Source organism: Alkalisalibacterium limincola, from assembly GCF_008017755.1.
Classification (GTDB): domain Bacteria; phylum Pseudomonadota; class Gammaproteobacteria; order Xanthomonadales; family Xanthomonadaceae; genus Alkalisalibacterium; species Alkalisalibacterium limincola.
In genome coordinates, this window is the sequence record NZ_VRTS01000005.1 from 140,852 (window position 1) to 162,811 (window position 21,960).

Genomic DNA, 21,960 nt, shown 5'->3' on the forward strand with positions numbered 1-21,960 from the left:
GGGCGTGCCTCCGTGCCTGCACCACCACCCGTCCTGGGCGGCTTCGTGCAGTCGGCCAAATATACACTGCCGCCTGGCCGGCGCTCGAACGCCGTCGGCGCGGCCTCAGCCGATCTCGAACCCGTCGCCGGCCTCGTCGATGCGGGCCTCCTCGCGCTCCACCGACTCCACCGTGGCGCGGCGCGGCCCTTCGGCCAGCCAGGCTTCCATCGCGTCGACGGCACGCGGCTCGCCCACCGCCAGCACCTCCACCCGACCGTCGGGCAGGTTCAGCGCGTGTCCGGCCAGCCTCAGCTTGCGCGCCTGCTCGCGGGTCTTGGCGCGGAAGAACACGCCCTGCACGGTGCCGCTGACGAAGAAGCGCGCGGCGATCATGGTGACTCCATTGCAAGGTAGCGGTCCTTCAGGCGCACGTAGTGGCCCGCGGAATACTTCAGCTGCTCGATCTCGCGTTCGGACAGTTTTCGCACGCACTTGGCCGGATTGCCCAGCCACAGCTCGCCCTCGCCCACGGTCTTGCCCGGCGCGATCACCGCACCGGCGCCGACGAAGCCGAAGCGCTCCACCGTGGCCCCGTCCAGCACGATCGCCTTCATGCCGATCAGCGCGAACTCGCCGATCGTGCAGGCGTGGATGACGGCGGCATGCCCGATGGTCACGTCGTTGGCGATCAGCGTAGGCAAACCACCCGGTCGCGTGTAGGGGCCCTCATGGGTGACGTGTACGACGGTGCCGTCCTGGATGTTGGTGCGCGCGCCGATGCGGATGAAGTTCACGTCGCCGCGCACCACGGTGCCCGGCCACAGCGAGGCGTCGTCGCCCAGCTCGACGTCGCCGATCACGCAGGCGGCCGCATCGACGTACACGCGCTCGCCGAGCCGGGGGGTCTTGTCTTCGAAAGGTCGGATGCTCATGGCTGGAGTCTAGCGAACCCGGCGTCCACATCGTGTTTGGTTTCGCCGGCGTAGACTTCCCAACCATGGACATGACCGCCGACACCCGCATCGAGGACCTCCAGCCCACCCTGCAGCGCCTGCGTGCCGCACAGGCCGCACGCGTGCCCGACGTGGGCCAGCGCCTGGAGGACCTGCGCCACCTGCGCGAGGTGTTCCACCGGCGGCTGGAGGACATGGTGGCGGCCGTCGCCGCCGACTTCGGCCACCGCTCGCGGCACGAGACGCTGGTGTCCGACGGCATGACGGTGCTGGGCGAGCTCGACCACCTGATCAAGCACACCAAGGGCTGGGCGAAGACCCGGCGGGCGCCGGTGGATGCGATGTTCCTGCCGGCACGCGCGGAGATCCGCCGCGTGCCGCTGGGCGTGGTCGGCGTCATCTCGCCCTGGAACTATCCGGTGAACCTGGCGCTCATCCCGCTGGCCACCGCGATCGCCGCCGGCAACCACGTCTACCTCAAGCCGTCCGAGCACACGCCGCGCAGCTCGGAGTTCCTGCGCGCGCTGCTTGCCGAGGTGTTCCCGGAGGACCGCGTGGCGGTGGCGCTGGGCGGGGCGGACGTGGCCGGGGCGTTTTCCGCGCTGCCCTTCGACCATCTGTTCTTCACCGGCTCCACCGCGGTGGGCCGCAAGGTCATGGCGGCCGCGGCACCGAACCTGACCCCGGTGACGCTGGAGCTGGGCGGGAAGTCGCCCGCGCTGGTGGCCGAGGGCTACCCGCTGTCCACGGCGGCCGCGCGCATCGCGTCGGGCAAGTGGCTCAATGCCGGGCAGACCTGCATCGCACCGGACTACGTGCTGGTGCCGCACGCGCAGCGCGACATGCTGGTGGCCGCTCTCACCCGCGAGATCCAGGAACGCTACCCGACGCTGGACGACAACCCCGACCTGACCCGCATCATCAACACCGGCCAGTACGACCGGTTGGTCGCGGCGATCGACGCGCCCGCGAGCGCGGGGCGCGCATCGTGCAGCCGGTCGAGGTCGACCCCGACCAGGGCGTGGCCCAGCGCCTGCTGCCGCCGACCCTGGTGCTGGACGTGCCCGGGGACGCGACGCTCATGCAGGAGGAGATCTTCGGGCCGGTGCTGCCGATCATCGGCTACGACAACATCGACGAGGCGCTGGCCTTCATCCGGGAGCGCGACGGCCGCTGGCCTTCTACCACTTCGATTCGAACGCGCAGCGCACCGAGCGCGTGCTGGACACCGTGGTGGCCGGTGGCGTCACGGTCAACGACACGGTCATGCATATCGCCCAGTCAAGCCTGCCCTTCGGCGGCGTCGGCCCCAGTGGCATGGGCCACTACCACGGCGAAGCCGGTTTCCTGACCTTCACCAAGCTGATGCCGGTGTTCCGCCAGGCCCGCATGAGCGGCATGGCGCTGTTCAAGCCGCCCTACAAGGGGCTGGCCGACCGGCTGGTGAAATTCCTCACCCGTTGAGGGCGCAGCCGGTGCGGTGTCCGAGCCAGACCGCGGCCAGCCACGCGATCACCGACACGACCACGTAGGACAGCGCGGCGCCCCAGGCGCCGGTGCTGAACAGCACCATCGTTTCCAGGCTGAAGATCGAGAACGTGGTGAGGCCGCCGAACACGCCGGTCATCCAGAAGTGCCTGGACACCGGCGAATGCGGCCAGCGGCCCTCGGGAGCGGTCAAAGCCGCCCAGGCACCGATACCGAATGCGCCCAGCACGTTCGCGGCCAGCGTACCGCCCAGCAGCACGGGCCAGCCCGACAATCCGACCGCGGTGCCACCCAGCATGGCCAGGGACAGACCGGCGCGCAGCAGGGCACCCAACGCACCGCCGGCAGCCACCGCCAGGTAGATGCGGGCAGGCGAGGCCATCAGTTGTCCCCCAGCCCAACGCCGAAGGCCAGGCCCATGACGACGCACAGCAGGCAACCCAGCACCGATCCCAGCACGTTCCCCACGGCTGCGCTGCGCTGTCCCGAACCGCCGAGCTGCAGTGTCTGCAGCGCGAACGACGACACCGTGGTGTAGCTGCCCAGCAGGCCGACGACCGCGCCGGCCCAGAGCAGGTCGCCGAGGGCCCCGGGTTCCGGCACGCCAAGCCAGCCGGCCACCACGCCGATGACGAACGCGCCGCTGAGGTTCACCAGCAGCGTGCCCCAGGGGAAGTCGCCGCCGCGCCAGCGGGTGATGCGGTTCGACACCCACAGCCGGGCGACCGCACCCGCTGCACCGCCGACGGCGATGGCCAGTATCAGGACGACCAGCGCGGCGGGCGTCATCGCTCAGTCGATCCGGTAGGCATCATCGGCTGCTTCACCACGTGGTCGGATCGGTGCAGCCGGCGGCTGCACCACCGGCTGCTCGGCAAGGCGCCGCTGCAGTTCGGCGATGCCGCGCTGCAGCTGCGCATCCTCGCCGCGCCAGGTGGCGTGCGGCAGGTTGTCCACCACGATGTCGGGGCCTACGCCGGTGCCCTCGATCAGCCAGCGGCCGTCGGCACCGAACTGGCCGGTCTGCGCGGCGCGCATCAGGCCGCGGTCGACCAGGGTGTTGTTGTTCGACAGCCACACGCCGGCACCGGCGGTGCGCTGGCCGATGACCGGGCCCAGGTTCAGCGACTTCACGCCGGCGGCGAAGGTCTCGCCGTCGGAGTAGGTCAGTGGATCGGTCAGCACCACGAGGTGGCCGCGGAAGGTCTGTTGCATGTTCCAGTACGGCGCCTGGTGCGGCGGCTGCCAGAAGCTCCATGCACGCCGCAGCAGCTTCTCGATGACCCAGCTGTCGATGTTGCCACCGCGGTTGCGGCGCACGTCGATGACGAGGCCCTCGCGGTCGACGTTGGCGTAGAACTCGCGGGCGAAGTCGGCGATGTCGCCCGCGCCCATCGCGCGCAGGTGCAGGTAGCCGATGCGGCCGTCGCCGGCGGCCTCCACCACCTCGCGGCGGCCGTGCACCCAGTCTGCGTAGCGCAACGCGGCATCGCGCTCGGCGTTCACCGGCACGGTCACCACGCTGAAGTCCTCGCGCCCGCGGCGCACCTCCAGCCGCACCTGCTGTCCAGCGGTATGCGCCAGCAGCACGGCGATGTCGTCGACATCGGCCACGCGGCGACCGTTCACCGCGGTGATTACGTCGCCCTCGCGAAGGCCGGCGCCGGGACGCGCCAGCGGTGCGCGGTCGTTGGGCAGCTCCGGGTCGGTGCGGTAAACGCGCACGATGCGCGCGCCGTCGGCCACGCGTTCGAACTCGCCGCCGAGGAAGGCCGCTGCGCCCGCTCGGGGTCCTCGCGGTACTCGCCGCCACGCACCTGGGAATGCAGCACGCCCAGTTCGGCCACCATCTGCCCCAGCAGGTCGTCGAGCTCGGCGCGGTCGCCGACGCGCTCGACCAGCGGGCGGTAGCGCGCGCGCACCGCGTCCCAGTCCTGGCCGCGCATGCCGGGGTCGAACAGGAACTCGCGCTGCATGCGCCAGGCGTCGTCGAACATCTGCCGCCACTCCGCCGCGGGTTGCACCGCCAGGCGCCAATCGCCCACGCGCACCTGGTGCGTGGACAGGTCGTCGGGCACCTTCGCGGCGGCCGGAACGATGTGCATCGCGCCGTTGTCGCCGCTGCGGCGGTAGAACAGCTTCTCGCCATCACCCGACAGCTGGTAGTGGGCCACGCCCTCGGCGAACGTCTCCAGCTTCGGCACGTCCGGCGCCAGTGCGACGGTCTTGAGTGCCGGCTCGTTGCCGCTCCCGCTGGCCTGGTCGAGCACGAACAGGCGGTGCTTGTTCGCCGTCAGGGCCCGGTAGTTGCCGGCCGGAAGCGCAGCCTCGAACAGCCGGTCGGCCAGACCCTCGCGCGCGATCGCCCGTGGCGCCGCCTTGTCGTCGCCATCACCGTCGCCGCCGGCTGCGCCGCTGTCCGCCAGCTCGTCGCGCGGTTGCAGCCTGAAGCGGTTGCCCGGCTGCAGCGCCAGCGCATAGATGCGCGCCCGTCGATCGAACATCGGACCCATGTTGCGATCGCCCCAGGGTGCGCCCGGCGTGGCCTCGAAGTTGCGGTTGGACAGGAAGTACAGCCACTGCTGGTCGGGGCTGAAGGCCGGCGCGAAGCTGTCGTAACGCTCCGATGTCAGCGCCTGCACGCGGCCGTCGGCCAGCGTGTACAGCGTGAGCTGCCCGCGGCCGCGCGGATGGTGCGGTCGCACGAAGGCCAGGTGCCGGCTGTCGGGCGAGAACACGATCTCGCCGTAGCCGCTGCCGGCCGAATCATCGATGACCCGGTTGCGGCGGGTCGACACGTCGAGCAGCCACAGCTGGCCACGGCGGTCGTCGTGGGCGAGGTGGCGGCCGTCCGGCGAGACCACCAGCCGCTGGCGGTGCGAGGGCAGGTCGTCGGTCAGGGCTTCGCCGCGGCCGCTGCCGTCGGCACGGAAGCGCCAGATGGCCTGGGTGGCGTCGGCATCGACGACGGCATAGACCCACTCACCGTCGGGAGAGAGCACCGCGCCACGCGCGCGGCGGCTGGAATCGAGTGGCAGCTCGACCCGACGACGCGCGCCGACGCCGGCCAGTGCCACCTGGCCACGCGCGGTCAGCGCGACGCGCTCGCCGTCGGGCCCGAAGTCCATGCCGTCGAGGAACTTCAACGGTTCGGAAAGCCAGCGCTCGCGGCTGCGGCTGCGGTCGCCGGCCAGTTGCAGCGGCACCACCGCGTCGCTGCCCGAGGCGATGTCGTACACGGCGATATCGGCGCCCAGCTGGTAGCTGATGCGCCCCTGCTGCAGCCGTGGCGCGCGCACCTCGAAGGCCTCGTGGAAGGTCAGCTGTTCGCCGCCACGGCCCTCGGCGTCGAAGCGCCACAGGTTCCATGCACCCGACGCGTCGCTGAGCGCATACAGGTGGCCCTGCCACCACATCGGCCGCTCGAGGTTACCGGCGTGGTCGGCGGCCAGGCGCACCGCCTCGGCCCCGGAGGCCGGGTCGAAGCGCCACAGCTGGGCCATCGCGCCGCCGCGATATTCGCGCACGTTGTCGGCGGTCACCGCCAGCCCGAAACGGGTTAAGAACACGCGCCCCCCATCGTCGAACGCCGCCTCGCGCGCGTCCATCAGCGGCAGCTCGCGGCGCACCAGCGTGGCCGGGTCGACCGCGCGCAGCACCCAGGCCCAGCTGGGGCCGCTGCGGTTGTCGGTGGCGTAGACCACTTCGCCGTCCGGGCTCCATCCGGTCACCAGCACGCGGCCGCCCTCGAAGCTCAGGCGCCGCGGCTCGCCGCCAGCCAGGGGCATCACGTAGGCCTCCGTGGCCCCGTCGTAGTCGGCGGCGAAGGCCAGCCAGCGGCCGTCCGGCGACACCACCGGCTGCGCGGCCGCGCCCCGCGTCGAGGTCAGGCGCCGGGCGCTGCCGCCGGCCAGCGGCGCGATCCAGAGGTCGCCCTCGGACGCGAACACCAGCTGCTGGCCGTGCGGGGCGGGGTCGCGGTAGTAGCCGGTGCTGGCGGTTGCCGGCGCGGGGACGGCCAGCAGCAGCGACAGCAGGGCAAGGGCGAACAGGGCGATGAAACGGCTCGTGGGGGCGTGGGGCATGGGCGTGAAGGCCGGGACGAAAAGACCCGAGCCTACGGCATCCGGCCGCCGTGATCGCGTGACCAAGGTTGGGAGGCAGACCTTGAATAAGTGCCCTTCACGCGCCACCTAGGAGGGATGGACAAAAACGACAACCCCCTGCTGAGCACCGCCGAACTGCCCGAGTTCGACCGGATTTCCCCCGAACACGTGAACCCGGCGGTCGACACACTGCTGGCCGACTACCGCGAGGCGGTCGATACGCTGACGGCGAACACCGCCGCGCGCGACTTCGAGGCGCTGATGCGGCCGCTGGAGCAGCTCGAGGACCGGCTGGCCCGGGCCTGGTCGCCGGTGGGCCACCTGCACGGGGTCAGGGATTCCGCGGAACTGCGTGCGGCCTACAACCCGGCGCAGGAGAAGCTCAGCGAGCACGCGACCGAGGTCGGCCAGAACCGCGGCCTGTACGAAGCGGTGCAGGCGCTGCGCGACCGCCCCGACTTCGACGGCCTGGATGCGGCGCGCAAGGCGCTGGTCGAGGACAGCCTGCGCGGTTTCCGCCTGTCGGGCGTGGCACTGGAGGAACCGCAACGTTCGCGCTTCAAGGCGATCCAGACCGAGCTGACGCGGCTGGAGACCGAGTTCGAGGAAGCGGTGCTGGACGCCACCGACGCCTGGTCGAAGAAGCTGAGCAAGACCGAGCTGGCCGGCCTGCCGGACTCGGCGCTGGCGATGCTGGCCCAGGCGGCGAAGGAGAAGGGCGAGAAGGGCCACATGGCCACCCTCAAGGGGCCTGTCGTGCAGGCGATCCTGACCTACGCCGACCATCGCGGTCTGCGCCAGGCGCTCTACACCGCGTTCTCCACCCGCGCCTCCGACCAGGGGCCGCATGCGGGCCGCTTCGACAACGCCGAACGCATCGACAGGATCATGGCGCTGCGCCACGAGTCGGCCCAGCTGCTGGGCTTCGATTCCGCCGCGCACGTGTCGCTGGACGACAAGATGGCCGGCACGCCCGAGCGGGTGCTGGGCTTCCTGCACGACATGGCCGGCAAGGCCCGGCCGGTGGCCCAGCGCGAGGTGCAGGAACTGCGCGAGTTCGCCGCCGCCGAGCTCGGCGTCGATGACCTGCAGCCCTGGGACATGGCCTGGGCCAGCGAGAAGCTGCGGGTGAAGCGCTTCGACTTCAGCGACGAGGACCTCAAGCCCTACTTCCCGCTCGACGCGGTGCTGGAGGGGCTGTTCACGATCGCCGGACGGGTGTTCGACATCACCCTGCGACCGCGCGAGGGCGTGGTGGCCTGGCACCCCGACGCGCGCTACTACGACGTGCTCGACGCCGATGGCACGGTGCGCGCGGGCTTCTACACCGACCTGTTCGCGCGCAGCGGCAAGCGCGGCGGTGCGTGGATGGACGTGTGTCGCAACCGCTTCCGCGACGGCGATCTGCAGCATCCGGTGGCCTACCTGGTGTGCAACTTCGCCCCACCCGGCGACGACCGCCCCAGCCTGCTCACGCATGACGACGTGATCACGATGTTCCACGAGTTCGGCCACGGGCTGCACCACATGCTCACCGAGGTCGACTGGCCCAGCGTCGGCGGCATCAGCGGCGTGGAATGGGACGCGGTGGAGCTGCCCAGCCAGTTCATGGAGAACTTCTGCTGGCAGCGCGAGACGCTGGACCTGTTCGCGCGCCACTGGCAGACCGGCGAGACGCTGCCGGAGGACCTGCACCGCAAGATGCTCGAGGCGCGCCACTTCCACGCCGGCCTGTTCCTGGTGCGGCAGCTGGAGTTCGCGCTGTTCGACTTCCGCCTGCACCTGGAGTTCGACCCCGCCCGCGGCGCGCGCACTATGGAGGTGCTCGAGGAAGTGCGCGAGGAGGTGTCGGTGCTGCGCCCGCCGGCGTGGAACCGCTTTCCGCACGCGTTCACCCACGTGTTCTCCGGCGGCTACGCAGCCGGCTACTACAGCTACCTGTGGGCCGAGGTGCTCAGCGCGGACGCGTTCGCGGCCTTCGAGGAGGCTGGCCTGTTCGACGCCGAGACCGGCGCGCGCTACCGCCGCGAGATCCTCGCCGTGGGCGGCTCGCGATCGGCGCTGGACAGCTTCGTGGCCTTCCGCGGGCGCGAGCCGCAGCCCGACGCGCTGCTGCGCAGCTATGGACTGGAAGCGGCCTGAACCTGGCCGCGTGTGCGTCCTGTTCAGGCAAGCCGTTGTCTAGTCGGGGCTGGACCCCTGAAGGAGCAGCAGCCCGATGAGTACACGCATCCTGGTATCCGCCCTTGTCTTCGCCGGCCTGTCGTCCGCCGCGATCGCCGTGGTCCACGGCGCCTCCTCCACGCCCAACGACTGGCTGCTCAACGAACCCGACGCCGACAAGCGCGCCGAACTGGTCCAGGACCAGTTCGGCGGCTTCAGTGCGGCGATGTGGGAAGTCGGCGAGCGCTGGAGCGCGATCCATGCCGCGCTGGAGCGCAGCAACCTCGACCTGGCGCAGTACCACTGGGACAAGCTCGACGATGCGATCGCGTCGGGCGTGGTGCGGCGCCCGGGCCGCAAGCCCAGCGCCGAGGAACACTTCCCCGAAAGCTTTGCCCGCGAGGTCGGGGAGGACTTCGCCTCCGGCGACGTCGAACGCGCCTGGCGCGGCTTCGAGAAGGGCCGCAATGCGTGCATGGCCTGCCACGTCGCCGAGGGCATGCCGTTCCTCAACGACCAGGCGATGTTCGACCAGCGGACGCCGGGCGCCGAGTAGGCCTCAGCCGGAGAATGCGCCGAGCACGTCGATGACGCGGTCGATGTCCGCGTCGTCGACGTCCAGGTGCGTGACCAGGCGGATGCGGGGCAGGTAGCCGATCGACAGCCGCACGCGGTGCGCGTCGACGTGGGCGCGGAAGGCGTCCAGGCGCCCGGCGGGAATGTCGATGAACACCATGTTGGTCTGCTGGTCGGCCACGTCGACACCAGCCGCCCGCAGGCCTTCGGCGAGGCGTCCGGCGCGGGCGTGGTCGTCGGCCAGGCGCTGCACGTGGTGGTCGAGTGCGTGCATGCAGGCCGCGGCCAGCATGCCGGCCTGGCGCCAGCCGCCGCCGGTCACCTTGCGCCAGCGCGCGGCCTCGTCCACCAGTGCGCGCGTGCCCAGCAGCACCGAACCGACCGGCGCGCCCAAGCCTTTCGAAAAGCACACCGAGACGCTGTCGAAGTGGCGCACGACCTCGCGCACGCCGACGCCCGAACCAACCGCCGCATTGAACACCCGCGCGCCGTCGAGATGCAGCGACAAGCCGTTCGCGTTGCAGAACGCGCGCGCCTGCGCCAGGTAGTCCAGCGGCAATGGCCGGCCGTGCCAGGTGTTCTCCAGGCACAGCAGCCGGGTGCGCGCGAAGTGCGGATCGACCGGCTTGATCATCCGCTCCACGACATCCAGCGGCAGCGTGCCGTCGCCGGCATGTGGGATCGGCTGGGGCTGGATCGAGCCCAGAACCGCCGCGCCGCCGCCCTCGTACTTGTAGGTGTGCGCGTCCATGCCGACCAGGTACTCGTCGCCGCGCTGGCAATGCGCCATCAACGCGCAGAGGTTGGATTGGGTGCCGGTGGGCAGGTACAGCGCGGCCTCGAAGCCCAGGTCCCCGGCCAGGCGCTCCTGCAATGCGTTGACCGTGGGGTCCTCGCCATAGACGTCGTCGCCGACCTCGGCGGCCAGCATCGCCTCGCGCATCGCCGGCGTGGGGCGGGTGACGGTGTCGCTGCGCAGGTCGATCCAGTCGCTCATGGGGCCGGTATCCGGAATGGGTTCGGACCCACGACGATACTGCAGTGATGGATAGACCGGCGCACGGGTGGATTACTAGCGCGCCTCGTCTGGCCGCCACTCCAGGCGCAGGGGCCCGATGCCGATGTGTTCGCCGCGCACGCTGACCCGGGTGCGCGCGTCGCGCTGGACACGCACCGTGCCATTGGCCGCCGGCAGCGACGATGCCGAAGCTCCGCAGGCGGCCAGCCGCCGCGCCACGCTGCGCAGGGCACCATCGGCAAGCGCGTCGTCGGACTGCTCCGCCGACATCGCCGGCAGCACGTCGCGCGCCAGGCATTCCGATAGGCCGTCCCCCTCGAGCACCGGACCATCGGCCTTGCGCGACAGGGCCGTGCCGTCACCCAGGTAGAAGGCGTCGGTCCCAAGCCCCGAAGGGCCGCCCTCGGCGGCCACGAAGACCCAGCCACCCGCCTCGCCGATCGCCTCGACCCGGTGCCAGTCGCTTCCCCCCTGCACGCGCAACGCGCTGGCCTCGTCCGCGCCCATGCCGACGGACGTGTCGCTGGCCGCCAGCAGCGCCACCAGGCGCAACTCCCGGGCGCGCTCGGAAAAGTGCGTGTCCACGCTCACGCCTGGCAGCAGGCCCGTCCCCCCGGCGGCCCACCAGGTCAGGTCGGCCTCGTCGAGCCCGGATGGGCAGCGCCCGGCACGGCCGCATCCCGGCGCCGGCGGCGGCGCCTGCCTGGTACCTGCCAACAGGGTTCGCAAGGGGTCTCCGTTGCTCAGCATCGCGCCGCCGGACTGCACCGCGGCACCCGCGCTGGTCCCGCCGACCACCACACCGCGCGCATTCGCCGCTCGCAGGGACTCCAGCCAGGCGTTTGGCCGGTCGTGCCCATCGACCAGTGCCCGCCGCAGCCGCCACTGGTCGCCGCCGGCGAAGAAAACGCCATCCACGCGAGGGGCAGTCCTGCCAGGGCCTCGGGCGATGCGCAGGCGCGGGCCTGTGCCTCCACGAGGTCGGGGTAGATGCGCCCGCGACCCGGCAGGCCCAGCTCCTGCTCGCGCAGCGCGTCGAGTTCCTCGCAGCGCGCCTCGCCGGAAAGGGCGGCATTCATCGCCGCATCGATCGGCCACCACATCGCTTCGGCACCCAGCGCATCGAACGTGGACTGGTAGAAGTCCACCGGCTCGAACACGTCCCAGGCCGAAGCAGTGACATAGGCGATGCGTGGCCGTTCGCGTCCACTGCGGGTTCGCGCGGCCTCGACGAACGCCTGCAGCACGCGCGTGCCGCCGACGGCGCGGCTGTTGGCCGGTTCGGCGCGTTCCACCCGGCGCATGCCGCCGTCGAACTGCGCCTGCTCGAACACGGCCAGCAGCGCCGAACGCTCGTCGGAGAGCATGCGATGCCATGGCGCGCGCGCATCGCCGGCCGGACAGCGGTGGGCGCGCAACCCGCCTCGCGACGTCGCGACGCACACCGCCTCGAGCAAGGCCGAGGCCTCGCGCGCGGACAGCGCGCGGCCACCGGCACGCGGCTGCACATGCCCGAGCACGGCCTCGATTTCGGCTACGTCGGGCGCGCCCTCGGCGGTCCACAACCGCGGCGACAAGGCCCGCGCGACACCCTCCCGGTCGAAGACGAAGCGCGCGGCCGAACGCGCATCCGGACGCCCCGGCATCGGTGCCAGGCAGGCGCTCGGAGCAAGCTCCGAGCAGGTGCCCAGCGAGCCTCCGGCGAGGAAGACATCACCCGGTCCTCCACTCGGCGAGGACGCCTTGCACAGCAGTGGCGGAAGCAGGAAGGCGAGGGCGATGACGCGAAGGACGAGAGTGTTCATGCCCGGCGACGCTAGTCCGCCGGAGGTGCGATTGGCAAGCACCGGCACTTGACGGCGTGCCCACGACGGGAGTATCCATTTGCCCGTCCCCACCGGGTAGAACGATGTCCAAGCCGCGCAACTACATCCGGCACATCACCCGAACCTACTACCTCAGCGAGTGGTGGGACGAGTAGGGCTTTCCCCGTAAGCCCCTGCCCGCGCCGTGCGCGCCGGGCACACGCCACGAGCGCCCAAGGGCGCCAGAAGCCAGCAACACCGCATGCCGCCGTGCCACCGCGCGGCGTCGTGTGCTACGGGGAGTTCACCATGCATCGATTCCATCCGCTCGCGCTTGCCGTGGTGGCCACGCTGGCCATGCCGGCCGCGTTCGCCCAGTCCACCGCCACCGCACCCGAACCCGCCGACGACGACGCCACCCGGCTCGACCGCGTCACCGTCACCGGCACCAACATCCGCGGCATCGACCTGGAGGACAGCCAGCCGGTGCGCATCATCGACGCGGAGCAGATCCGCGAACTCGGCGCGGTCAACGTGGCCGACCTGCTGCGCGAGATCAGCCAGACCGCAGGCGGCACCGGCAACTTCAACACCACGTCCTCGGGCGCGTTGCAGGCGGACTCGCCGGCCGGATCGGCGGCTGCCTCGCTGCGCGGCCTGGGCTCGAGCGCCACGCTGACGCTGGTCAACGGCCGCCGGGTGGCGGTGTCCTCGTTCGCCAGCGGCTCGGAAAGCTTCATCGACATCAACGCGATCCCGCTGGCCGCGGTCGACCGGGTCGAGGTGCTGACCACCGGTGCATCGGCGATCTACGGTGCCGATGCCGTGGCCGGCGTGATCAACTTCGTGCTGCGCGAGGACTTCGAGGGTGTGCGGGTGTCGGCCAGCTACGGCGACTCCGAGGCCGGCACCGACGAGGCGAAGATGTACACCAACCTGATCACCGGCTTCCGCGGCGAGCGCACGCGCGGCATGCTGGTGGTCGATGCGTTCCAGCGCAACGCGATGTACGACCGCGACCGCGCGATCACCGCGGTCGAGCCCCGGCCCTCGCAGCAGGGGGTGTTCCCGAGCTTCCTCGACTTTTTCGGCATGGACGAGGAGCTGGTGGAGGCCGCCTGCCCCGACGACCAGCGCTTCGACGGCCGCCCCGGGTTCCCGCGCGGCAGCTTCGGCGAGTACTGCGCGCTCAACCGCAACCAGTACACCGCCACCGACCCCTGGGCCCGGCGCATCGGTGCCTACGGCACCTTCGGGCTGTTCTTCGACGGCGGCAGCGAGTATTTCGCCGAAGTGGCGCTGCAGCGCAACCGTTCCGAGGCCAACAGCGCCCCCGCGCCGTGGAGCGTCATCGAGACGGTGCCCTTCAGCCACCCGGATTTTCCCGCGGAACTGCGCGAGCGGCTGATCGCCGCGGGCGCCGACGACCGCTTTCCCCTGGATGCCTACGGCCGATTCCCGGACGCGCGCACGCTGGAGGTGACCACCACCAACTGGCGGGTGCTCAACGGCCTGCGCGGGACGTTCGGCGCCTGGGACTGGGAGACCTCGCTGACCGCCTCGCGCAGCCGCTCCGAGCAGGAAGCCATCGCCGGCATCTACAACCGCGACCGCTTCCTTGCCGGCCTGCAGGGTGAGTTGTGCGCCGACGGCGGCATCGATTGCAGCCCCGGCAGCGGCGGGCTCTGGTACAACCCGTTCGGTGGCCAGGCCAGCCAGGACCCGGCGGTGCTGGCGCTGCTGCGCGAGCGCGTGCCGCGCGATGGCGTGTCGCGCTGTATGCCTGGGACGGCAAGCTCAACGGCTTCGCCGGCAGCCTGGCCGGGGGCGACATCGGCTGGGCGCTGGGTGCGGAGGTGCGGCGGGAGGAAGTGTCCGACCAGCCCTCGCCGCTGGCCACGGCCAACCCCGACACCGGCATCGTGCCGGTCTATGGCTTCGGTTCACCGCGGTGGATGCCAGCCGCGACCAGTGGGCGGTGTACGCCGAATCCTTCCTGCCGCTGGCCGACAGCTTCGACGTGCGCGTCGCCGGCCGCTATGACCACTACAGCGACTTCGGTGGCGACTTCAATCCGGCGGTGAGCTTCCGCTGGCGGCCCGGCGACAACTTCGTGCTGCGTGGCGGCTGGAACACCAGCTTCCGCGCGCCGTCGCTGGCACAGGTCGGCGCCGGCGTGACGCTGAGTTCCGGCGCCTTGCCGTGCTCGCCCGGCAGCGAGTTCTTCGACAGCTTCTGCGGTGGCTTCTCGGGTGACGACGGCTACCTGTCGGAGATCTACGGCAACCCCGACCTGCGTGCGGAGACCGCCGAGGCCTGGTACCTGGGCACGGTCTTCAGCTTCGGCGACCGAACCACCTTGCGCGTGGACTACTGGAACTTCGACCAGCGCGACCTGGTCGACATCGACGACCTGGAACTGTTCCGGCGCGCCCTCATCGATCCCAGCCTGGTCTTCGACAGCCGCGGCGACCGGCCGCCGGCGGGTACCGTGGGCATCGGCACCCGCGGCGGCCAGATCGGCGATCCGATCGACGATGTGTTCCTGGAGCTCATAAACGTCGGCCGCCAGCGCACCGATGGCGTCGACGTGGCCTTCGACCACCGCTTCGTCGAGCGCGGCTGGGGCCGCCTGAGCTTCTACACCGACCTGACCTGGGTGAACTCCTTCGAGCGCAGCGAGTCGTGTTCCCCGACCGAATCCACGACCCGCCGTGCGCGGGCAGCTGCGTCGAAGGCCAGCGCCTGGTGCAACGGGTCGGCGAGTTCCGTTTCCCGGAGTGGACCGCCAACGCCGGCTTGCGCTGGAGCCACGGCAGCCTGACGTCGCGGCTGTGGGCCAACTACGTGCATGGCTACTTCGATGACGACCAGCGCGCCGAGGTACCGGAGGGGCGGCGCATTCCCTCCTGGACGCTGGTGAACTTCAACATCGACTGGGATGTCAGCGCGCGGCAGACGCTCGGCCTGACGATCCGCAACCTGGCCGATCGCGACCCACCGGTGGCGCTGGGCTCGGCGGCGAACGTCGACCTGTTCAACCACAACACGCTGGGCCGCTTCTACACGCTCAACTGGGTCTACCGCTACTGATTTCCCCGGTGACCTGTCCCGGCGGCCCGCATGGGCTGCCGGTGCTGGGGGCGGTAGGCTGTACCGCCCCGTTTTTTTCCTGGAACCGCGGCCCGGCCGCCAACGGAATCCCGATGCCGCCATCCGACGCCCACCTGCCGCTGCTCATCCACGGCGCCACGATCCATTCCCCCGCCCTGCTGGGGAAGCGCGACCTGCTGCTGGCGGGGGGACGCATCGTGGCGATCGGCGAGTCGATCGAGCCCGGTCGAGGATTCCAATGCCGCCGCATCGATGCCGGCGGAATGATTGCCTGCCCCGGGTTGGTCGACAGCCTGGTGCACATCAGCGGCGGTGGCGGGGAAGGGGGTTTCGCGACCCGCACGCGGGCGCTGCGCTGGGAAGACGCGGTGCGCGCCGGGGTGACCACGTTGATCGGCGCCCTGGGCACCGACGACGTGACCCGCAGCCACGCGACCTGCTCGCATCGGCACGGGCACTGCGCACGCACGGATTGAGCGCCTGGTGCCTGTCCGGCAGTTACCGGGTGCCGGTGCGTACGCTGACCGGCAGCCTGCGCGACGACCTGGTGCTGCTGCCCGACTTCATCGGCGTGGGCGAGATCGCGATCGCCGACCACCGCGGCTCGCAGCCCGGCGTGGACGAGCTGGCGCGCATCGCCGCCGACGCGCGCGTGGGCGGCATGCTGGCAGGCAAGCGCGGCACCGTGCTGGTGCACTTGGGGGATGGCGCGGATGGCCTGGCGCTGCTGCGCGAGGTGTGCGAGCGCCACCAGGTGCCGGCCGGGCAGTTCCTGCCCACGCACATGAACCGCAACGCACGGCTGCTGGGCGAGGCTGCGGACTGGGTGGCGCGCGGCGGCAACGTCGACCTGACCACCTCCACCACGCCGGAGCTGATCCAGGCCGGCGACGTGCCCGCAGCCCGGGCGTTGGCGCAGCTGCTGGGCGACGGCATCGATGCGATGAGCATCAGCCTGAGTTCGGATGGCCAGGCCAGCCTGCCCGACTTCGATGAGCACGGCGAACTTCGCGGCCTGCAGGAGGCCGGCGTGGAGAGCCTGCATGCGGCGATCACCGAGGCCGTCCACGGGCATGGCGTGTCCCTGGCCGACGCCCTGGCCACCGCCACCGCATCGCCCGCCCGGATCTGGGGCCTGGAGCGCAAGGGCCGGCTGGTGGTGGGGGCCGACGCCGATGTGCTGCTGCTCGATCCCGACAGCCTGGCGGTCCGTGCCACGATTGCCCGGGGAAGGCTGCACGCGCATTCGCTCGGCTAGACTGTCGCGATGAAGATCGCCTCGTGGAACGTCAATTCCCTGAATGTCCGCCTGCCCCACCTGGGCGATTGGCTCAAGGCCGCGCAGCCAGACGTGGTGGGGCTCCAGGAAACCAAGCTGGAGGACCTGAAATTCCCCGACACCGCACTCGTGGAATCGGGTTATCGCAGTGTATTTTCCGGTCAGCGCACCTATAACGGGGTGGCGCTTCTCAGCCGCAGCCCGATCGAGGACGTGGTGAGCGACATCCCCGGTTTCGAGGACCCCCAGCGCAGGGTTATCGCCGGCACGGTGAACGGGGTGCGCGTGGTGAATCTCTATGTGGTCAACGGCAAGGCCGTGGGCGACGAGAAATACGAATACAAGCTGCGCTGGCTCGACGCGGTCACTGCCTGGATCGAGGGCGAATTGGCCCGCAATCCACGCCTGGTGGTGGTCGGCGACTTCAACATCGCCCCGGACGACCGCGATGTGCACGACCCCGAGGCCTGGCACGAGAAGATCCTGTGCTCCACCCCGGAGCGCGATGCGCTCAAGCGGCTCCTGGGGCTGGGCCTGCATGACAGCTTCCGCCTGCACAACGACGAGGCCGGGCATTACAGCTGGTGGGATTACCGGGCCGCGGGATTCCGCCGCAACCTGGGCCTGCGCATCGACCTGGCCCTGGTTTCGGAGGCGTTGAGGCCGAAGGTGCGGGACGGCGGAATCGACCGCGAACCGCGAACCTGGGAGCGGCCGTCGGACCATGCCCCGGTCTGGGTGGACCTCGACATTGCAGAAAACACCGCGCAATGACGTTCAGGAAACGCACTCGTTGAAATCCATTCATGCTCATGAAGCCTTTTGCAGCGCGCTTTCCGGCCATTTCTTCACGTACATGAATGAATTTCACATGGAGCTAATGGGAAAGTAATACCTCGGTTCATGCCGCCTCTGTAAATTGTGTCAACTCAAAGTGAAGACACACAGGGTCGTCCTGCTTTTCGGCACGGCCTCGAAGGAGGCCCTACGAATGGACTGTCGAAGAGATCGACTCAGGGCGGCGACCGGACCCTTGCACGGGCTGGTGGAGCAGATGATCGAGCGCTCGGGCTTGTTCAACGACCTCCAGGGCTACGGCCACTTCCTCGCCGCCATGCACCGCTTCCACGCCTGCGCCGAGAAAGCCCTGCGCGAGGCGGCGCGCAAACACCTGGCACCGGGCTGGCGGCAGCCGGCCAGTGCACGCCTGCTGCGTGGCGACCTGTCCGCGATCGGCCTGGCCCCGGCCAAGCGTCAACCGGTGCCGGTCCTGGCCAACCGCGGCGCGGTCCTCGGTCTGCGCTATGTCATCCAGGGATCGGCCCTGGGCGCCACCCAGTTGCTGCCCCGCGCCCTCGCGCTTGGCGTATCGGCCGGTCGTGGTGGCGCGTTCCTTACCCACCACGCCGCCTGTACGCGTGAGTGGCCAGACTACCTGTCGCAACTCGAGGGTGCCGAACTCGGCCCTGCGGAGCTCGACAGCATGGAAGACACCGCGCGCCAGGGTTTCGAACTGGTCGGCGACTGCCTGCGCAGCCGTTGCTGCGCCATGGAGGTACACGCATGAATTCCCGGCAGCACCACATGACCGCCGACCGCGACTGCGACAACGCGCCGATCCAGTTCAGCGGCGCGATCCAGCCGCATGGCTATCTGATCGCCTGCTCGATGCCCGGATGGATCGTGCGCCACGTTTCAGTGAACGTGGCCGGGTTCCTCGGCATGCCGGTCGCATCGATGCTCGGCAAGTCGCTCGACACGCTGCTGCCCGAAGAGCTGATGCATTCGCTGGGCAATGCCGCCACCACCGTGATGATGGAGCCGGGGAGCCAGCAGCGCATTGCCGAGGGCCAGCTGGGCACGCAGCGGGTGCGCTGCGACGTGTGTGTCTACCGCAGCGGCGCGTTGCTGCACATCGAGATCGAGCCCAACGAGGCCAACCCGCTGCGCGGACACGATCCGCTGGCGCTGGCGCAGGGCATGATCACCCGACTGGCCGGGACCACCGGTCTCGACGAGTTCCACGACCGGGCGGTCCAGCAGGTGCGCGCGATGACCGGCTTCGACCGCGTCATGATCTACCGCTTCCTGCACGACGGCTCGGGCAAGGTCATCGCCGAATCGCGCCGCTCCGGAATGGAGAGCTACCTGGGCCTGCACTACCCCGCCAGCGACATTCCGCAGCCGGCGCGCGAGCTCTACCGTCGAAATCGGCTGCGCTGCATCGAGGACGCGAACTACACGCCGGTGCCGATCGAACCCCGCGTGGACGAGCAGGGTCGCCCGCTGGACCTGAGCCAGACCGGCTTGCGCAGCGTCGCACCCGTGCACCTGGAGTACCTGCGCAACATGGGCGTGGGGGCGTCGATGTCGGTGTCGGTGATGTGCAACGGCCGCCTGTGGGGGCTGATCGCCTGCCACCACCGCTCGGCGCGTCGCGTGCCGATGGACATGCGATCGGCCGCCGATCTGTTCGGGATGTTCTTCTCGATGCAGGTGGCCGTGCGCGAAGACGCGCGCGACCGCGACTACGAGATCCGCGCCCGCGTCCTGCACGAGGAACTGATACATGCGCTGGGCCGTGACGCCAATCCGGCCGATGCGCTGGCGCGCCGGCTCGGCATGCTGCGCCGGATGGTGCCCTGTGATGGCGTGGGCGCGTGGATCGCCGGGCGCTGGCTGGGCGAAGGCAGCACCCCGCCGGCCGCGGCGCTGCCGGCACTGGTGGAGGCACTGGCGGCCAAGGGCACGCGCGAGGTCATCGCCACGCACGCGCTGTCGAGCCTGCTGCCGGAGGCGTCGGCCTGGGCCGAGCGCTGCAGCGGCGTCATGGCGCTGCCGGTGTCGACGACACCAGGCGACTATCTGTTGCTGTTCCGTCGCGAGTTGCCACGGAGCATCACCTGGGCGGGCGATCCCAACACGCCGTTCCAGACCGACCCCGAGACCGGGAAGCTCTCGCCACGGCGGAGCTTCGAGGCCTGGAAGCAGGAGGTTCGCGGCCAGTCGGCCGCCTGGAGCCACGCGGAATTGCGCGTTGGCGAGCGGCTGCGCGTGGCGCTGCTGGAGCACGTGCTGCGCAGTGCCGAGGCGAACAGCGAGCAGCAGCGCATCTCCAGCGAGCGCCAGGGCCTGCTGGTCGCCGAACTCAACCACCGGGTGAAGAACCTGCTGGCGTTGATGCAGTCGCTGGTGATGAGCAGCCACGATTCGGCCGAGAACCTCCACGAGTTCGTGGAGAACCTCGAGGGACGCATTCGTGCACTGGCCTTCGCGCACGACCAGATCACCCCGCGCAGCAACAACGAGGCCCGCCTGCGCGCCCTGGTGGAATCGGAACTCATGCCCTACCGCCAGGGGCAGCGACGCATCGAGATCGAGGGCCCGCCCGTGGTGCTGGACAATCGTTCCGGCCCCGCACTGGCACTCGTGCTTCACGAGATGACGACCAACGCGGTGAAGTACGGCGCGCTGAGCGTCGACACAGGCCACCTGCGCGTGGCCTGGCGCGTCGACGAGGAGAAGTGTTGCCACATCGAGTGGACCGAACGCGGTGGGCCGGAAGTGCAGCCGCCCCATCACGAAGGTTTCGGCTCCACCCTGATCCGCCGCTCGATCCCGTTCGAACTGCGCGGCGAGGTCAAGGTCGACTACCTGCCGGAGGGCGTCCATGCCGTGTTCTCGCTGCCTGGCGACCACCTGCGCGTGGACACGGTCGACGACCGCGCCACCGAGGCCATCAAGGCCCCGTCGGGCGGACTCGCGGGCCAGCCCACCGTGCTGCTGGTGGAGGACAACATGCTGATCGCGCTCGACACCGAACACGTGCTGCAGCGGCTGGGGGCGGCCCAGGTCGAGGTGGCCGGCAACGTCGTGGACGCGCTGGAGATCCTGTCGCACGTGAGCGTGGATGCGGCGGTCCTCGACGTGAACCTGGGCGACGAAACCTCGCTGGCGATCGCCGACGCACTGCACAGCCGCGGCACGCCGTTCGTGTTCGCCACCGGCTACCACGACCGGGCGATGATCCCGCGCAACCACGCCGGCGTACCGGTGATCCGCAAACCCTTCACCCCGGATTCCCTGTCGGAGTCCCTGCGGCTGGCGATCGGAGCGCGCCCGCCGGACGCCGGGGACGGCCCGCACGTGGCCCCCGGATCGGATGCAGTGAACTGATCCACCTCCGCGACGCTCCCGTGAGCGTCGCGTGAAGCAGCGCGAAGGTTTGCACTGACGCCCCGGGGTGCTTAACTTCGATGACCGCCGCCGCCGGCGGCAGTCATCGACACAGGACAGGGAATGCTCCGGAATCGGCCGACAATGCGCGTGCCTGCAGTTCGTTCGGCACGCGAGCGCCCGGCCGCCTGCTTTCTACTGCTCCTGGTCGCCCTGCCGGGTCTTGCCGCATGCAGCGGCACGCAGTCCGCGCTGGACCCGCACGGCCCCGTGGCCGACTCGATCGCCACCACATGGTGGGTGCTGTTCTGGGGGGCGGGCGCCATCCTCGCGCTGGTCATGGGCCTGGTGCTCTACGCGATGTTCCGCGACCCGGAGCGCAAGGCGCGGCTCCCGCACCTCCCCTTCCTGGTCGGGGCCGGCCTGGTGTTCCCGACCCTGGTGCTGACTGCCCTGGTGGTGTTCGGCACGCTCGTGGGCCGCGACATCACCCGTGCCAGCGACGATGCGCTGGTCATCGAGGTGACCGGCCACCAGTGGTGGTGGGAGGTGCGCTACCCGGCCACCGCCGATGCGCCCGAGGTGGTCACGGCCAACGAGCTCCACCTTCCGGTCGGCGTGCCGGTGGAGTTCGTCATCGAGAGCGCCGACGTGGTGCACAGTTTCTGGATCCCGAACCTGGGCGGCAAGGTGGACATGATCCCCGGGCGCTCGAACACGCTGCGACTGGAGGCCTCGCGCCCCGGGCGCTTCCGGGCGCAGTGCGCGGAGTTCTGCGGTGCGCAGCACTCGCGCATGGGCTTCATCGCGATCGCCACCGAAGCCGATGAGTTCGAGCGCTGGCGGCGTGCGCGTGCGGTGGCTCCGGACGCATCGGGGCCGGGCCTGGCACGATTCGATGCACTCGGCTGCTCCGGCTGCCACGCCCTGGGCGGGCGGCCCGCCGAGGGCGGCACCGGTCCGGTGCTGGCGCACTTCGCCGAGCGGCCCACGGTGGGCGCCGGCGCTGCGGCGAACACGCCCGGGGCGCTGCGCGCGTGGCTGGCCGATCACGGTGCGAGGATGAAGCCGGGCAGCCTGGGTCCGGCGCAGCGCCGGCTCGACGACGCCGACGTGGAAGCGATCGCGCGCTTGCTGGAGCAGCAGCGATGAGCACCACGCCCGAGGACTCCCTGGAAATGCCCGACGCGTCACAGGCCCCGCGCGCGGCACTGGAGCGCACCTGGCGCAACGCGCCGGGCCTGCTGGGCCAGCTGACCGCGGTCAACCACTCCACCATCGGCCTGCGCTTCGTCGCCAC

Annotated in this window: 20 protein-coding genes and 1 pseudogene; 12 read left to right on the forward strand and 9 right to left on the reverse strand. The window is 70.5% G+C overall.

Going from position 1 to position 21,960, the window contains the following annotated elements:
• Positions 1-105 precede the first annotated feature (105 nt).
• Together FU658_RS08715 and FU658_RS08720 are read right to left on the reverse strand one after the other, a co-directional pair.
• The gene (locus FU658_RS08715) at positions 106-375 is read right to left on the reverse strand and encodes an acylphosphatase (protein WP_147891727.1); all 270 of its coding nucleotides are present in this window, start codon (positions 373-375) and stop codon (positions 106-108) included.
• Positions 372-914, reverse strand: a complete 543-nt coding sequence (locus FU658_RS08720; protein ID WP_147891728.1) for a gamma carbonic anhydrase family protein — start codon at positions 912-914, stop codon at positions 372-374. The genes FU658_RS08715 and FU658_RS08720 overlap by 4 nt, the downstream gene beginning before the upstream one ends.
• 71 nt (positions 915-985) lie before the next feature.
• Between FU658_RS08720 and FU658_RS08725 the strand changes: the two are divergent.
• Positions 986-2,399 (forward strand): annotated as a pseudogene (locus FU658_RS08725) (coniferyl aldehyde dehydrogenase).
• Here FU658_RS08725 and FU658_RS08730 read toward each other — a convergent pair.
• From FU658_RS08730 to FU658_RS08740, 4 genes are read right to left on the reverse strand one after another with little or no spacing between them, the layout of a single operon-like run.
• Entirely contained in the window at positions 2,389-2,805 is a 417-nt protein-coding gene (locus tag FU658_RS08730) for a fluoride efflux transporter FluC (RefSeq protein ID WP_147891729.1), read from the reverse strand. The pseudogene FU658_RS08725 and the gene FU658_RS08730 sit on opposite strands and share 11 nt — an antisense overlap.
• Entirely contained in the window at positions 2,805-3,212 is a 408-nt protein-coding gene (gene crcB, locus FU658_RS08735; RefSeq protein WP_147891730.1) for a fluoride efflux transporter CrcB, read from the reverse strand. The genes FU658_RS08730 and crcB overlap by 1 nt, the downstream gene beginning before the upstream one ends.
• A 3-nt stretch (positions 3,213-3,215) precedes the next feature.
• Entirely contained in the window at positions 3,216-4,148 is a 933-nt protein-coding gene (locus FU658_RS14745; RefSeq protein ID WP_255505498.1) for a S41 family peptidase, read from the reverse strand.
• Positions 4,061-6,508 (reverse strand): S41 family peptidase, encoded by a 2,448-nt coding sequence (locus tag FU658_RS08740; protein ID WP_222708388.1) that lies wholly within the window; start codon positions 6,506-6,508, stop codon positions 4,061-4,063. Before FU658_RS08740 ends, FU658_RS14745 begins: the two co-directional genes overlap by 88 nt.
• A 117-nt stretch (positions 6,509-6,625) precedes the next feature.
• Between FU658_RS08740 and FU658_RS08745 the strand changes: the two genes are divergently transcribed.
• Positions 6,626-8,671 (forward strand): M3 family metallopeptidase, encoded by a 2,046-nt coding sequence (locus FU658_RS08745; protein ID WP_147891731.1) that lies wholly within the window; start codon positions 6,626-6,628, stop codon positions 8,669-8,671.
• Positions 8,672-8,747: 76 nt separating this feature from the next.
• Complete coding sequence (locus FU658_RS08750) at positions 8,748-9,248, forward strand: hypothetical protein (RefSeq protein WP_147891732.1); 501 nt, start codon at positions 8,748-8,750, stop codon at positions 9,246-9,248.
• A 3-nt stretch (positions 9,249-9,251) separates the two neighbouring features.
• On the opposite strand, the gene ltaE is transcribed toward FU658_RS08750, so the two are convergent.
• The 3 genes from ltaE to FU658_RS08765 form a co-directional block, all read right to left on the reverse strand.
• On the reverse strand, positions 9,252-10,265 hold the full coding sequence (gene ltaE, locus FU658_RS08755; RefSeq protein ID WP_147891733.1) for a low-specificity L-threonine aldolase: 1,014 nt from the start codon (positions 10,263-10,265) through the stop codon (positions 9,252-9,254).
• A gap of 75 nt (positions 10,266-10,340) precedes the next feature.
• Complete coding sequence (locus FU658_RS08760; RefSeq protein WP_147891734.1) at positions 10,341-11,015, reverse strand: type 1 glutamine amidotransferase family protein; 675 nt, start codon at positions 11,013-11,015, stop codon at positions 10,341-10,343.
• Positions 11,016-11,029: 14 nt separating this feature from the next.
• Positions 11,030-12,091, reverse strand: a complete 1,062-nt coding sequence (locus FU658_RS08765) for a hypothetical protein (protein ID WP_147891735.1) — start codon at positions 12,089-12,091, stop codon at positions 11,030-11,032.
• 309 nt (positions 12,092-12,400) lie between these two features.
• On the opposite strand from FU658_RS08765, the gene FU658_RS08770 reads away from it, so the two are divergent.
• The 9 genes from FU658_RS08770 (at position 12,401) to coxB (ending at position 21,812) form a co-directional block, all read left to right on the forward strand.
• A complete protein-coding gene (locus FU658_RS08770) occupies positions 12,401-14,134 on the forward strand; it encodes a TonB-dependent receptor plug domain-containing protein (RefSeq protein WP_147891736.1) in 1,734 nt (577 codons plus the stop codon).
• Positions 14,070-14,915 carry a TonB-dependent receptor domain-containing protein gene (locus FU658_RS08775; RefSeq protein WP_187266016.1) on the forward strand — a complete coding sequence of 282 codons (846 nt, stop codon included), beginning with the start codon at positions 14,070-14,072 and terminating at the stop codon, positions 14,913-14,915. Before FU658_RS08770 ends, FU658_RS08775 begins: the two co-directional genes overlap by 65 nt.
• On the forward strand, positions 14,891-15,184 hold the full coding sequence (locus FU658_RS14425; RefSeq protein ID WP_187266017.1) for a TonB-dependent receptor: 294 nt from the start codon (positions 14,891-14,893) through the stop codon (positions 15,182-15,184). The genes FU658_RS08775 and FU658_RS14425 overlap by 25 nt, the downstream gene beginning before the upstream one ends.
• 113 nt (positions 15,185-15,297) lie before the next feature.
• Positions 15,298-15,681, forward strand: coding sequence for an amidohydrolase family protein (locus FU658_RS14750; protein WP_222708389.1), 384 nt, complete (start codon positions 15,298-15,300; stop codon positions 15,679-15,681).
• Positions 15,678-16,463, forward strand: coding sequence for an amidohydrolase family protein (locus tag FU658_RS08785; protein WP_222708390.1), 786 nt, complete (start codon positions 15,678-15,680; stop codon positions 16,461-16,463). The genes FU658_RS14750 and FU658_RS08785 overlap by 4 nt, the downstream gene beginning before the upstream one ends.
• 9 nt (positions 16,464-16,472) lie before the next feature.
• Complete coding sequence (gene xth / locus FU658_RS08790; RefSeq protein ID WP_147891739.1) at positions 16,473-17,258, forward strand: exodeoxyribonuclease III; 786 nt, start codon at positions 16,473-16,475, stop codon at positions 17,256-17,258.
• Between the two features lie 217 nt (positions 17,259-17,475).
• On the forward strand, positions 17,476-18,051 hold the full coding sequence (locus FU658_RS08795) for a biliverdin-producing heme oxygenase (RefSeq protein ID WP_147891740.1): 576 nt from the start codon (positions 17,476-17,478) through the stop codon (positions 18,049-18,051).
• The gene (locus FU658_RS08800) at positions 18,048-20,660 is read left to right on the forward strand and encodes an HWE histidine kinase domain-containing protein (protein ID WP_147891741.1); all 2,613 of its coding nucleotides are present in this window, start codon (positions 18,048-18,050) and stop codon (positions 20,658-20,660) included. Before FU658_RS08795 ends, FU658_RS08800 begins: the two co-directional genes overlap by 4 nt.
• Positions 20,661-20,804: 144 nt before the next feature.
• Positions 20,805-21,812 (forward strand): cytochrome c oxidase subunit II, encoded by a 1,008-nt coding sequence (gene coxB / locus FU658_RS08805; protein ID WP_187266018.1) that lies wholly within the window; start codon positions 20,805-20,807, stop codon positions 21,810-21,812.
• Positions 21,813-21,960 lie beyond the last annotated feature (148 nt).